At 36.7% G+C, this 14,290-nt stretch carries 11 protein-coding genes and 1 pseudogene; all 12 read right to left on the reverse strand.

Annotation, left to right across the window (positions count from 1 at the left end; all coding sequences use genetic code 11):
• The coding region (locus FYJ55_RS08780; RefSeq protein WP_154556511.1) for an InlB B-repeat-containing protein at nucleotides 1-4,079 on the reverse strand (4,079 nt) is incomplete at its 3' end.
• Between the two features lie 166 nt (nucleotides 4,080-4,245).
• Nucleotides 4,246-4,728, reverse strand: a complete 483-nt coding sequence (locus tag FYJ55_RS08785) for a dUTP diphosphatase (protein ID WP_154556512.1) — start codon at nucleotides 4,726-4,728, stop codon at nucleotides 4,246-4,248.
• Nucleotides 4,721-5,182, reverse strand: coding sequence for a DNA-deoxyinosine glycosylase (locus tag FYJ55_RS08790; protein ID WP_154556513.1), 462 nt, complete (start codon nucleotides 5,180-5,182; stop codon nucleotides 4,721-4,723). Before FYJ55_RS08790 ends, FYJ55_RS08785 begins: the two co-directional genes overlap by 8 nt.
• Nucleotides 5,167-6,465, reverse strand: coding sequence for a 30S ribosomal protein S12 methylthiotransferase RimO (rimO, locus tag FYJ55_RS08795; RefSeq protein WP_154556514.1), 1,299 nt, complete (start codon nucleotides 6,463-6,465; stop codon nucleotides 5,167-5,169). Before rimO ends, FYJ55_RS08790 begins: the two co-directional genes overlap by 16 nt.
• A complete protein-coding gene (locus tag FYJ55_RS08800; protein WP_154556515.1) occupies nucleotides 6,462-7,400 on the reverse strand; it encodes a 3'-5' exoribonuclease YhaM family protein in 939 nt (312 codons plus the stop codon). Before FYJ55_RS08800 ends, rimO begins: the two co-directional genes overlap by 4 nt.
• On the reverse strand, nucleotides 7,397-9,364 hold the full coding sequence (locus tag FYJ55_RS08805) for a glycosyltransferase (protein ID WP_154556516.1): 1,968 nt from the start codon (nucleotides 9,362-9,364) through the stop codon (nucleotides 7,397-7,399). Before FYJ55_RS08805 ends, FYJ55_RS08800 begins: the two co-directional genes overlap by 4 nt.
• 3 nt (nucleotides 9,365-9,367) lie before the next feature.
• Nucleotides 9,368-10,408, reverse strand: coding sequence for a lysylphosphatidylglycerol synthase transmembrane domain-containing protein (locus FYJ55_RS08810; RefSeq protein ID WP_154556517.1), 1,041 nt, complete (start codon nucleotides 10,406-10,408; stop codon nucleotides 9,368-9,370).
• Between the two features lie 8 nt (nucleotides 10,409-10,416).
• Nucleotides 10,417-11,475 carry a glycosyltransferase family 4 protein gene (locus FYJ55_RS08815; RefSeq protein WP_154556522.1) on the reverse strand — a complete coding sequence of 353 codons (1,059 nt, stop codon included), beginning with the start codon at nucleotides 11,473-11,475 and terminating at the stop codon, nucleotides 10,417-10,419.
• 283 nt (nucleotides 11,476-11,758) lie between these two features.
• On the reverse strand, nucleotides 11,759-12,076 hold the full coding sequence (locus FYJ55_RS08820) for a hypothetical protein (protein ID WP_154556518.1): 318 nt from the start codon (nucleotides 12,074-12,076) through the stop codon (nucleotides 11,759-11,761).
• An 87-nt stretch (nucleotides 12,077-12,163) separates the two neighbouring features.
• Entirely contained in the window at nucleotides 12,164-12,994 is an 831-nt protein-coding gene (locus FYJ55_RS08825) for a PTS system mannose/fructose/sorbose family transporter subunit IID (RefSeq protein WP_154556519.1), read from the reverse strand.
• Nucleotides 12,995-12,996: 2 nt separating this feature from the next.
• Entirely contained in the window at nucleotides 12,997-13,836 is an 840-nt protein-coding gene (locus FYJ55_RS08830) for a PTS sugar transporter subunit IIC (RefSeq protein WP_154556520.1), read from the reverse strand.
• A gap of 54 nt (nucleotides 13,837-13,890) precedes the next feature.
• Nucleotides 13,891-14,202: pseudogene (locus FYJ55_RS08835) on the reverse strand (PTS sugar transporter subunit IIB); the annotation flags it as partial.
• Nucleotides 14,203-14,290: the final 88 nt, after the last annotated feature.

The raw sequence follows: 14,290 nt of genomic DNA on the forward strand, positions 1-14,290 counted from the left end.
GTAAAGTTAGCACTTGTGTTACTGAATTGAGATACGTTCAATCCCATATAAGAAGTTCCTTCTTCTTTACGAGATGCCATTGCAGCACCTTCAAAATGAATAGCTTCTTCTGGATATAATGCATTCGTAATATTTGTAACATCATAGCCTTCTACTTTATGTGTATTTCCATTATAAGTTTCAGTCTTTGTATTACCTTTGATTTCAACTAGGACGTTATCCGTTACCGGAGTAATGCTTAATTCTCCTTCTTTTACATCGATTGAATAGTTATGTGGATCGAACTTATTTGATGTTTTATAAGTAATTGTATTTGTTACTTTACCTTCACTAACATTTGTGACAGATCCAGTTGCCTTAATATCACTTACTTCACCATTCACAAAGTTTCCTGTCATCTTTACATCCGGTCTAGTTAATGGAGTTCCGTCATAAGGCTTAGAATCTGTTTGACTCGTTAATGTTACTTCACGTTTAGAAATTGTTAATGTTCCCTTATTCACATTTACGATTACTTTATCCGTTACATCAACACCACCTTTAGTAACTGTTGCTGTACCAGTAATCTCAGTTTCATAAGTTCCGTAGTTTATACCTTCAGCTTTTGCAGTTAAACCAGTTACTTCATATCCAGCAGTAACATCTTTAATTCCTTCAACCTTCTGTACTTTACCATTATATGGAAGTGTAATACTATTTGCGGTAACTTCAATCACAGTTTTCTTAACCCAAGTCGCATATAAATCATTACTTGAATCTGCATTCACTCTGACCTTTTCACCAACTGCATATTTAGCATTACCCTTTTCAGCATCTCCCATTGATGTTGCCCAACCAGCAAAGTAATAATCTTTACCTGGAGCTGTATAGCTTAAATCAGATGTATTCTTTAAAGTAACTTCAACGTTATTCAAAATCGCAACGCTCTGATCTTCACCATCACCATTACCAGGATGATAATTTAAGATTGCTGAAGTTTCTGAATCACCAAATACAGCTGTTAAAGTAATCACATTCTTGTCATCTGCCAAATATTTATTTACTTCAAAGTCTTGACCAGGCTGATATACATTACCATCAACTAATTGCCAACCTAAGAATTTCTTACCTTCTTTTGTCACACCATTAGCAACTGTAGCTTTAGCACCACCCGCATAAACATTGTTATCTTTTGGAGCCTCTACACCATCTGCCACATACTTAACTGTAAGCTCACCATTGTATAGCCACTTACCAATAACATTAGTATCTCTTAAAATTGCATCATTCGCATTGAATACTTTAGTAGTCATATGATCATTTTCATCTGCTACATACCAACCTGCAAATGAATAGTCATTGATTGTTGGAATAATAGGTAATACTGTATTTGCAATTGTACCAGCATCAACATCGCTATCAACTATCCTTGAAGTACCATCTGGAGTATTCAAATTATAAGTTAATTTGATTTTCTTAGCTGTCCATTTTGCGTAAATCTGCACGTTCGCATTTGGCATTTTTTCTGTATTAAAATCAAACTTAGTTGTACAAGCTTTATCTTTATACCAACCACCAAATTCATAGTATTCAGGTAAACCACTAGGTTTTTCAGGAGTATAGTTCGCATAAGATTCCAATGAAGCTGTATACTTAATATTCTCTACTGTCTTAGCAACTCCATTGTAGTTATAGTAAGACAAACTATAAGTCTTCAATTTAGAAGCAATACTTATAGGATAATCGCCTAATCGTTTTCCATCATAGACATCCTTTTGTTTTTCCCAATATGAAGAACTTGTACCCGGATTTTTTGCAGTAGTATATTTGTACAAATCATAACCAACATATTTTTCGTGAACAGTTAATGTTCCACCACCCGTTTTTATCGTTTGAACTAATTTATATGAACCATCTGCTTGTTCATTATAATAATGAACTGAGGCTGATCCACTTTTACCCTGTCTATAAAAATTACATGTCGTAACGACGCCATTTGTTGTTATATTGCCTTGATTATTCGCATACCCCGCAGTCTCAAAATCAAATGATGTTAATAAAATGCATCCAGTTCCACCGCCTTCTTCAACAGTCCAATAAGACGAAGAATCCCATGTGCCTTCAGGAAGGTTAGCACCATATAAACCTGTTTCGTATTTTGTTATTTTCCATCTACCACCAAGCCATCCAGTTGATTCATATTCATAGAAATTTACTGTACATAATACACGATCATAGTAAACATTAATGATTGTAGTACCATCACCAGAGATTTCTACATCTTTACTAGAGTTGTTTGCGTTATAAGTAAATCCCTTATATTTTTTTGAATTTGTGGCAGAAATCTTTGTTCCTGTAGTTGCCTTTTTAGTTTCAGCAGATACGTATTCATAAGTTTTCTGGGCATCTGTTGCACCCTTGTCATCTGTTACTTTTTGTTGCCAGTAGTTAATTGTATAGTTAACTTCTGCTGCTGTCCAATGAGCCTTTAATGTCATTGGATTAGTAACTGTTGCACCATCGGCAACTGGTTTTGAACCATCATACCAACCATCAAATGTGTAACCAGGTTTTGTAGGAGTTGTAGATTTATCTAGAACTAGTTTGTCACCATCTAATACGAATCGAGAATCAACAATAGATCCACCATCTGAATTAAATGAAACCCAATAACCTTCTTTAATAATTGCGTATACATTTACAGAAGTACTTCCGTTTGGAACTGTAATTTTATCTGCGATATTTGTAGTACCATTGGCTTCTTTTGCCCAACCAACTAATTTATGAGTTGAGTCAACATCATAAGATACAGTTGTAAAATCATGTTCTTCATGATCTCCAACTTTTTCTGTACGCATAATCTGTGATCCATCTGGTTTTAAGAAGTATACATATAATGCATCTACATATTTTGCTGTAATTGTACGAGTTTCAGTCTTAGTAATTTTCTGTACACCAAAGCCATCAAACTTAGTTCCATTTTCTTGCCATTCCACAAATGCTTTTCCAGCAACATCTGGAGCTGTTGGAGTAATCAATTCATCACCCGTTTTAACAATCTGTGTACTTACTGTTGTACCATTCGCAACAAAGTTAAATGTTGTTAATTGAACATCATTTTCACCCGCAATAACATAAATAGAGAAGTGATTTGCATCAAAACTTTGAGTATTTGTAGCCACCTCAGTGACTGCACTCGCATCATCTGTTACGTGGTAAATATTAATTTCATCACCACTTACTGCTGCATTTTCAAAACTAATATTTACTGAACCATTTGGTTGAATTTCAACACCATCTTTATTTTGGATTGTAATATCCAAAGCTACTGCTGAATCCATTTCTTTGTTCTTTTCAGAAACTGTATCTTCAACCGCATTTAAGATAGCCTTTCTTGTGATACGTTTTACAACAAGCTTAGAATCCCTTGGTAAAACACCCTCAGCTGCTGTCGCATGAACGACTACATTACCAGCTGTTTCACTTTGATCAAATGCCGGATACTCAGGTAATTCCTCCTTGGTTTCCGGGTCTGCCTCAGCATCATCTTCACTTGCTTCTTCAGTTTTAGTTTGTTCATTATTTTCACTTGTTTGTTTGTCTTCTTTAGTATTTACACTTACATAGACAAATTTAACACTAACTAAATCTGAAGTAACACTTAGATTAGCCTGATCAGCAGGGACTGTCTGAGAATTATTAATGATTACATCCTTTAATGTATAACCATCAAAATTCAACATAACACTACTATCTGTCTTTAAGCTGTAGTCTAAATTAAAATCACGAGAAGCAGTTTCATGAAGAACTGTTCCATCTTCTGCTACATAACTTAATTCAACAGATTTTGTTTCTGGTGCCGACTGCTCATTTGTTTCTTCAGCCGCTGGAGCATACTCTTCTTGTTGTTGAGGAGTTTCTTCTTCAGTTGTTGGCACTTGCTCTTGCTCTTGTGGTGTAGTCGTTGTTGTTTCCTCTTGTTGTTGAGGTTCAACCGGTTCTTCCACCGCATTTACATAGTAAGAGTCTGCTAAGCCAAACTGAACGGCCATCGCAAATGATAATACAATTGCCGCCACCTTTTTTAAGTTTTTCAGCATACAAATTCCTCCTTTTGTTCTTGTTAAAGTTGATAACCCTTTCATCATCCTGATTATAGTATAGGACTCACTAGGTTATAGATTGGTTATAATATCGAAAAATCATCCTTTTTTAATCGAATTTTGCATAAAAAAAGGTTTATTGTCATTATGACAATAAGCCCACTTATTTTCCTGAACTACCTAACTTTCCGGCCATTCTTTCAGACTCCATAGACTGAAGTTCTTCAAAAGAAATTTCTTCACTTTCTAATTGAGGCATACGCAATAATACACCCTGACAAATTGCTTTTTCATAAGGATAAATAATCGCATCTTCCTTATACTCTACATCTTGTTTTTTAATCACCACACGCTTCGTATTCAAGTTTGTGACCGGAGCCATATATTCACCGCGATAACCCGAATCAATCACGCCACTTCTTTGTGCAATCCCCTTTGTTCCTGTTGAACCACGTTCTTTTAAAATCATCACAAACTCTGGATCAAATGCACTCGCCACACCCAATGGAACTAACTTTGTTTCATGAGGCTCAATTACCATGTAATCCTCTTCAAAACATGGGTATAAATCATACCCTGCATCTTCATAACGTTTTTGCGGAACCTTCGCATCCGGCTTAACCTTTGCCCAATATAATTTATTCATAAATCTCCTTCTTATATATTTCAATCAATTGTTCTAATGAAAACTGTGCATTGGCACTGGAAGTCGAAGGACAATATACCGTTTCAATATTCGGAAAATACTTCTGCATTGTATTCTGACTTGTCCTTCCATTACAAATGACCTTCTCAATATTCTTATATGTATTCAATAATCCTTGTATATCATTTGGTTCAATATCTTTGATCTCACTATCCGCACTCGTCTTTCTTATACACGAATGACAAATATCCCAAAGTGCAATGTGCGATACTTTTAATAATTCAATCTTGTCTTCTGTTTGAAAGATTTCTTTTAATATCTTCCAAAACCGATTATTTTTATTCGCATAATACATCTGTTCCTTCAAACTAATTGCACTTGGCATAGAACCCACAATCAATATTCTAGAATCCTCAAATACAATGGGATCCAATCCGACTATTCGCTTACACATGTACCGTAAACATCATAAGATTTGGCATCTGTAATCTTCACCTTCACAAAAGAACCCAACTCTAAAGGCTCATCACTTGTAAAGATGACCTGACCATCCACTTCATCCGGTGCATCCGCAGCACTTCTTCCACGATAACGATCCACCAAACCTTCTTTTTCCTCAACAAGAACTTCAATGACCCTACCAATCTTTTCCTGATTCTTTTCTTTTGAAATCTCTTCCTGCACCGCCATCAATCTAGCCAAACGCTCATTTTGAATCTCTTCATCAATCTGACCATCTATATCATAAGCAGGCGTATCTTCTTCCTTCGAATATGTGAAAGCACCCATACGATCCCATTTGATTTCCTTAATGAAATCCACAAGTTCTTCAAACTCTTCTTCCGTTTCTGTAGGGAAACCAACAATCATAGTTGTACGCAAAGTCGCATTTGGAAACATTGTATGAATCTTATCCACAACCTTTAATACATCCTCTTTGGGTCCTCTACGATTCATTAATTTCAACAAACGATTGTTCGCATGCTGCATAGGAATATCAAAATAAGGAACGATCTTCTCACTCTCACTCATGGCCTGCAATACATCATCCACAATTTCATCCGGATACATATACAAAACACGAATCCAATGAAGACCTTCTACTTTAGATACTTGACGCAATAATTCAGGAAGCATCAACTTCCCATAATTATCCAAACCATACTTCGTTGTATCTTGCGCTATTAAAGTTAATTCCTTCACTCCAACACTTGCCAGATAGTTGACTTCTTCCATGATATCCTCAATTGTACGAGACTTTTGATCTCCACGAATCAAAGGAATTGCACAATACGCACAACGATTCGAACAACCATCACTAATCTTTACATAGGCCTGCCAAGGATTTCCCGTAATCACACGTTCTGCCTTATCTAACAATGTATCTGAACCTAAAAGCTTCTGTAGCTGACTTGCCAAAGTATCATACTCACGAATTGGGATAACCGCATCAATTTCAGGAATCTCTTCCCTTAATGTATCTGTATATCTTTGTGCCAAACAACCACACACAATCAACTTCTCTAAGTTTCTCTCTTTATACTTCGCCATCTTGAAAATCGTATTGATACTCTCCTCTTTGGCACTCTCAATAAAACCACAAGTATTCACAATAATAGCCTGTGCATCCTTAGGATTGGCCACAATTTCATGACCACCCCTCTTGATCATACCCATGATCTGTTCAGAATCCACTAAGTTTTTACAACATCCCAATGATACAAAACCTATTTTCATTCTTCATCTTCTCCTTTTCGATGATAAATCATACGACCTTCTAACGCAAAAACACGAGGGCCAAAATGACCTGGCTGCGTTGTATCTAAACTCTGCTTCATCATATACATACGCGCATCTAGATTATCTAATAAAGTTAACACTTCTGCTTCTGGAATCATAGGAAGAACAGGAGATCCAAACTCCATCTTTCCATGATGTGCCAAAACCATATGCTTCAACAATAAAACACACTCTTTATCGTTTACACCCAGCTTTTCAGCCACACGATCCAAACGATTATTCATAATACTAATGTGCCCCAACAAATTCCCCTCATTTGTATATTCAGGAAGAACTGGACCACTCAACTCATCAATCTTTCCAACATCATGCATCAAGATACCCGCAATCAATAATCCCTTATCCAAGAATGGATATTGACGACAAATATCTAGTCCTACACGCGCCATACTAATGGAATGATAGGCAAGTCCTCCCACAAAATTATGGTGATTTCTTGTGGCAGCCGGATATGTATAGAATAAATCCTTCGTTTCTTCTAATACTTCTTCAACCACACAATATAGATTTGAGTCCGTGATCTCATTCATCAAAGTCTTTACTTCCTCTTCCATTTCCGTACGAGACATAGGCGCTAATCTTACATAATCCGAAATATCTTCGCCTTCTAAGACCACCATTTTTCTCACTCTTAGCTGAACGGCATTTCTATGAATGATCGAATCTCCAAATACCTCAACAATCTGACCCGCCTTATACTGCTCAATCTGCTCATTCGTTAAATTCCAGAATTTCGCATCCAATACACCCGTTGCATCCTCTAAAATCAAAGACAAATAAGGCGTATCCTTCACGGTTTTTCCCTTGTCACACTTTGAAATCAAACACTTAATATTTACTTTTTGTTCCTGAGTAATCTCATTAATTCTCATTCACTTTCCCCTTCCAAAACCTCTTTTATAGCTGATATATTAAATCCTTTACGAACACAATACGTCTGAATCTTCTGATTACGCTTAGGCTGATCAAACGTCGCATATAAACGCTTCGCTTTCGCAATCGTTCTTTGTAGCGCCTCATCATCATTTTCATTCAATTCAATCGACTCCGACACTTGTTTCGCCAATTCAAACGAATATCCCTTCGTCACTAACTTATTCATTAACGTCTGCCTTTGCATGCGACTCGATTGCTCTTTTAACGAATGCGCTAAACGACGAGCCAATTTGATCGCATTACTACGCTCTGTTTCCACATCCAAACTTGCCAAAGCATCCTCAATTACATCATCCGCGATGCCCGCTCTTTTTAGCTTTTGACAAATCTGCATTTTAGGCTGACCATACGAATGCCAAGCCTGCGCCTTATCAAAGGCATACTCCTTATCGTCAATCCAATGACGTTCCATAAATTCATGAATAATATCCAAAGCCTGATCTTCATCTAGGCCCAAATATTTCTTTCCATATTGCACCATTTGATACGACGTATAATCATTTGAGAAAACACGCTTCTTCATTAACTCAAACGCCTTATAGAATAACTGCATATCCAAATAGTTGTCAATCAAATATGCATCTAACATTGTATCCTTTGTGATCTTTAAGTCAAAGAAATCATCCGTTGGAATCATTATTTTGACTGGCTCATTATCGCAATCACGCATCACAGTTAAACGAACAAAATCATCCACCATACGAATGCGCTCCACATGATAGGCACGCTTATAATCATCAATCGCCTGATTATAAACACTCAAAGCCTTATGTGCAAACATACTCTCTGTATAAGGCGCTGTTTTAGAAATACAATACGCTCTTAATGCATCTCTTTCTTCTTTTGATTTACTAAAGAAAATATCCCACTTTTGACTTAGCTCATTGGCATCATCAAAATAATATCCAGACTTGCCTTCATCCACCAAATCCTTCAACACCTCATCACGACGGCCAAACACCAATAGGCCACTCGCTAAAGCCTCAATATATGTCATCCCTTGTGTTTCCGATAAACTAGCGGATACAAAACAATCGAAAGCCGCATAATAATAGGCAATATTTTCCTTAGGAATCTTACCCGTAAAATGCACACGATCCGAAACATTATACTTCTTAGCCAAATCCTGGTAATACTCCATATCCGTACCACCACCCACAATGACTAAGTGTAAATGTGGATCTGCATTCTTACTAATCGCCTCAATCGGAATTTCGATTGCCTTCTCTTTGGCAATACGCCCTACAAAGACCACAATATGATCTTCACTTGTAAAACCTAACTCTTTCCGAATACTTTGAACTCTATTTTCATCTAAATTTTTACGATCATACTCCGACAAATCCAAACCTGTCGGAACAATATAAATAGGTGCTATTACACCATACTGCAATAAAGCCTGCTTCGTCTTTTCACTTGGCGCAATCACTGCTTGCGAACCATTGGCCATGACACGAGAAAAAGTACGAATCACACTCTTCCCTAATTTTTCAACCGAATCAAAATCAAGCGGATTAAAATAATGCGTATAATCCTCATACATCGTATGATACGTGTATACAATAGGAATGTGCAAAGCCTTCGCCATCTGACGACCAAACATACCTACACCCGCTTCCGTCTGAATATGAATGACATCCAAGTCCATTCTTTCAATGTAGGCATCCGCACTAAACTGTAGTGGACTCGACATCTTATAACCATAAAACTTCTTGATTTCCAGACCCGGCAAGCGAAGAATATGACCATCCTCATCTTCCACAATCTTTGTCCCCTTATGATTCGTAATAATAAATACCGTATTCCCCAGCTCTTCTAAAGCGTGTTTAAGGGTTGCCACACTTGAAACAACCCCATTAATATCCGGTAAATATGCATCTGTAAATAGTCCGATTCGCATATACTACATCCCTTCTAAATGGATCTTACTTTCTTTTCTCTCATAATGATTCTTCACAAGCACAAATAAAATTCCACCTATAATCAACACTATGTGATACGTAGAAAAACGCCACAATACTAAAACGGCACCCGTTAAATTTTTCATCATGCCACTAAACAACAATGAAAAGACAACTTCCGTACCCCCACTTGCCCCGGGAATTGGAATAAAACTATTGGCCATCGTCACAAAACTAGATAGGGCCATGACATCAATCAATTCATTCATATTCAACGGAATATGTAGGGCTAGCGCAATCACAAAAGGTAAAGAATAATAGAGTGATAAACGCACCACATTAATACATACACAAAGAAAAATGCTCTTCTTATCTTTGGCTAGTACTTTGATTTCACGAGTAAAACTCGTGACTTGTAGAGTCCAAGAATCCAATGTCTTTTCTGGATTCTTTAAAATATGCAGTTTCGACAATACCTTAACTAAAATACGCGAAAGCTTGATATAAATACTAGGAAATAACGCAATCGTATATAACGCTACAACAACCACTGCATTGATGATATAGCCCAACAATATAATATTGAACCATGCGGATTGAGCACTATAATACGCAAAACGCAAAAGAAACAGAATCGAAACATAAATCATCATTGTCGTCTGATAAATAATGAAATCAGCCCACAACAAGCTGGCTCCATCACTCACCTTGATTCCTTGCTTCTTCATAATGTAGGCCTGAACAAACTGTCCACCCGTACTACTCGGAGTAATCCCCGAAAAGAAAGAACCAATAAAGGCCACTAGAATCCCTTTACCTGGCGTATAATGATCCGTATACTTTCTACCTAATACGTAGTATACAAATCCCCAGACCGCCGTAAAAAGAACACCCCACAATAAGACTATGACAAGGCTTAACAGATTCATTTGTGAAATGCACTTTAAAACCTGATGAAAATTATCCTTTAGCGCAAACCACAGGGCAAATCCCGTTAAAGAAAGAATAAGTAACAGATTTAGTGCGTACTTCTGTTTTTTCATAAAAACCTCTATTTTTTCTTGTTTAATAATTCCTCTTGTTTATCCTTATAAGCACTCAAATAGAATTCTCTCCACATATTCAATACATGTTCTTTCGAATAGAATTCACTCAATAAACGACTCTCATTTTGATACTTCGCATATACATCTGAATCATTTTTCAATTTTAACAGACAATTTTTAAAACCCTCATTATCATCGGCATGCATATAACGATCAAATAAGATATCTTTATATAAATCCAAATCACGAAGCACCAATGGAACATGTAAGTTCACCGCTTCTAAAATCGTCATTGGAAATAATTCATTATAGCTTGGCACAAAAAGCACATTCGCCATATTATACAGATCCACCATTTCTTCTCTAGGAACAATCCCTAAGAATTTACAGTTTTCAGGTGGATTTTCCTGTAACTTCTTCAATTCCTCATATCCATCGGTAATACGCCCAAAAGAAAAGCCTCCAGCCCATACGAATTGGACGTCCGGCATTTGTTTGGCAACATTTACAAAATCAAGTACACCCTTACGCGTTTGTACCTGTCCTGCACCCAATACCACAAAAGCATCCTTGTCTACGCCACACTTTTTGCGAATGGCAGCACACGCCTCATCGGATTTACGATAAAATTTTTCCTTAGATACATAGTTAGGAATATAGTAAATTCTTTCTCGATCAATCCCATATGCGACTAATGCATCAATAAAACTTGGATTTACAACGACCAAGCGATCCGCACTCTTATAGAATTGAATCAAATAAGAACGAAATACATTCAACAGGGGTGCTGGAATTTTTAAGCTGCCCTCTAAAGTATCCGGTAAAAAGTGACAATAGGCAATGTTAGCGGCTCTGTGATTTTGCATCTTCACATAGAAAGTAGGATCCACCGTATGGAAATGTTGAATATCTGGCGTTTTGATCCAGTTGTTGATACCCACTTCAAAGATATCGCTAGCCCCTTCTTTAATTAGATTAACCTGTTCCTCGTAGGCACTACCCACACCTTGGCCATCCACTTTATCTGCACTTGAATACATTATAATTCGTATTTTATCTTCCATAAAAACTACACTTCTTTCATCCATATTATTATATCGCAACAACTATTTGTATGTCCAACTTTCAAAAAAGCAAATGAAAAGCCCCTTTAGCGGGGCTTCTCAAGAAAGTTTTAAGAAAGGGAATTTGATTATGAAGTGAGCCACTATCTTTGGCTCAACAGTATATTACTAAAGAATAAAGTGATAGGTATAGTTATATTATGTGAAATTATGTGTATAATTGACATATTTATTATTGTTTTTAGTTAAAATTAAATTGTATTAAACTAAAATATACAAATCTTTACTTTTCTTCGTACAAATCAATCTTCTTTAATACACTTTTCTTTCCATTTCTATGAGATATAAATCCTAAAATAGTAAATAAACCCGATAAAATCAAACCAATCAAAGCAATCCATTTAGCTACATTACGTACGCTCATCGGAATATTAGGAAACATTGGATCTGTCATCCCTGACCATCCCCAGTATGTTACGGCAGCAAAAGCAAGTGTAAGAATAAAGGCATTTCTGACCATTCTTCCCACTTTTAATACCATTTCATTTTCTCTTTGAATGACTTCTGCAAGATGATCTCTTTCTTTGCGGCTCAAGCTCATAATTAACGCTCCTTTCAAATATACATATATTATAAGAAAAAAAGACAGGCCTAACAAGTTAAGCCCGCCTTTAATTGTCTTAAGTGATTATCCTAAGAATCCAATAACAGATCCTACGAATCCGATAACTACGAACAATAACAATACTTTAATTGGAGTAATGTTTTTCTTAGCCATCAACCACCAAGCAAACAATACGAATAACATTGTTAAGATCTTAGGGAAAGCTCCATCTAATTTAGATCCTAATGTTACGTCTGTTAATTCACCAGTTGCTGCATCATAAGATTGTGCAATTACTAAGTTAGTTGAAATTGATACCCAAGAAGCTGCCATCGCACCAACGATAACTTGTCCCATAACCAATACGGATTCACGGAACGCAGTAGCTTTTTGTCCTACTAACAATTCAACAGCACTACCACCTAATTCATAACCTTTGAAGTATACGAATTTTTGGAACCAAATTGAAGTTGCGTTCCATACGACGATATAGAATAAAGGTCCTAAAGGTGATCCACCTTCTGCAAAACCTAATGCGATACCTAATAAGATAGGAATGTAAGTACCAACGATCAATGAGTCACCAATACCTGCCAAAGGTCCCATTAGACCTGCACGGATACCGTTGATCATTTCATCATCGATTCCCTCAGCTCCGTTTGCACGAGCTTCTTCCAAACCAGCTGTGATACCAACTACGATAGATCCAATCTGAGGTTCAGTATTGAAGAATGGGTAGTAAGTTGTCATTTTTTCACATTGTTCTTCGTGAGAAGGGTATAATTCCTTAATAATTGGAAGCATTGACCACATGTAACCAAATGTCTGCATGTGTTCGTGTGAGAAACATGTTAAGTTTCCATACCACCAACGCCAGAAAGAACTATTTAATGTTTTCTTAGAAATCTTTTTCATAATTAAATGTCCTCCTCGTCATCATAGTCTGCAGATGCACCACCAACAGCACCTGTAGCTTTCATCATTGTCATTTGGTAGTTAATCAATGCGAATACACCACCAACAACTGTAGCAGCAATTAATGTTAATCCCATAGAAGCAGCTAAAGCGAATCCGAACATGAAGTAAATCAAGTCAGAAGTCTTAGATACTACTGATTTTAACAAGATACCAATACCTACTGCAGGAAGTACTGCTCCTACTGATAAGATGGCTTTTACATACCATACTTCAGTATTTAAGCTCTGGAACAATTCAGCTACGGCTCCAGATCCATAGTAGCAAAGTAAAGTAACTGGCAAGAATGATAATACAAAGTGTGAAATTAGTGGGAGAACAACATCAACTTTTCCTAAACAATCTAAGTTTCCTTTATCCAATTGAGCCCAGCCCCAGTGTTGCCAAATAAGGTTCATCATAGCTGTTCCGTAGAATAAAGTAATACCGATTACACCAGTCATGGCTGAGATACTAGATGCTAAACCTTGAGCATCACTTCCTCCAAAATCCATACCAGCGGCTTTTGCTCCAACATAAGCCAATGGAATACCAATGTAACTTACGGCACGTAAGTCAGATGCGACTGTTCCACCAGGTGTAACCAATGCGATCCACATTACCTGCATTGGAATACCAATTTGAATACATCCAGATACATCACCTAGGATCAAACCTACGAATAATGATGCAACCAAAGGACGGTTCAAAGTGTAGTTACCTACTGTTGTAACTAAGCAAGCGATAGTACTAGCTGCTGTACAACTCATAAGTCCGATTAAAATTGCTTGTAACCAACTCATTATAAATCTCTCCTTTTTCTTTTATTTATCTCAATCTGTTTACTATTCCCACTATTAGTAACCAAATTTAGATCTAAATTTGTCCCAAGTACCGATTGCAGTTTCTTTTAATAACGCAAACAATACTGTGTAACCAGCGTTTGTCAAAGCTTCACATGCGTCAGCTTCTTCTTGAGTAATTGACTGGTTTTGACCTAATTTTGTAGCTCCTGGACGATCATTACATGGTCCGATAACTACGGTTTTAACATCGTTAGGTACGAATCCATCGTCTACTAACAATTCTTTCATATCCACTGGGTTTTTAGTGATTAAGAAATATTTTTTAGGCTTAACTAGCAATTTGGTGACTTTGCTATAATTTTGCGTTTTATCACTTATGCGAATAACCATTCGTTCTTCAAATCCTTTAAACGAGTGATCTTATAGATATTTTTCAATCTAAGTAGTACGT

Origin of the sequence: Holdemanella porci, assembly GCF_009696075.1 — a bacterium.
Classification (GTDB): Bacteria; Bacillota_I; Bacilli_A; order Erysipelotrichales; family Erysipelotrichaceae; genus Holdemanella; species Holdemanella porci.

Coding starts and splice junctions, on each gene's coding strand:
- FYJ55_RS08820 (WP_154556518.1), bottom strand. CDS start 12,076: ATGAGCTTGAGCCGCAAAGAAAGAGATCATCTTGCAGAAGTCATTCAA.
- FYJ55_RS08815 (WP_154556522.1), bottom strand. CDS start 11,475: ATGGAAGATAAAATACGAATTATAATGTATTCAAGTGCAGATAAAGTG.
- FYJ55_RS08810 (WP_154556517.1), bottom strand. CDS start 10,408: ATGAAAAAACAGAAGTACGCACTAAATCTGTTACTTATTCTTTCTTTA.
- rimO (WP_154556514.1), bottom strand. CDS start 6,465: ATGAAAATAGGTTTTGTATCATTGGGATGTTGTAAAAACTTAGTGGAT.
- FYJ55_RS08825 (WP_154556519.1), bottom strand. CDS start 12,994: ATGAAAAAGATTTCTAAGAAAACATTAAATAGTTCTTTCTGGCGTTGG.
- FYJ55_RS08790 (WP_154556513.1), bottom strand. CDS start 5,182: ATGTGTAAGCGAATAGTCGGATTGGATCCCATTGTATTTGAGGATTCT.
- FYJ55_RS08830 (WP_154556520.1), bottom strand. CDS start 13,836: ATGAGTTGGTTACAAGCAATTTTAATCGGACTTATGAGTTGTACAGCA.
- FYJ55_RS08785 (WP_154556512.1), bottom strand. CDS start 4,728: ATGAATAAATTATATTGGGCAAAGGTTAAGCCGGATGCGAAGGTTCCG.
- FYJ55_RS08805 (WP_154556516.1), bottom strand. CDS start 9,364: ATGCGAATCGGACTATTTACAGATGCATATTTACCGGATATTAATGGG.
- FYJ55_RS08800 (WP_154556515.1), bottom strand. CDS start 7,400: ATGAGAATTAATGAGATTACTCAGGAACAAAAAGTAAATATTAAGTGT.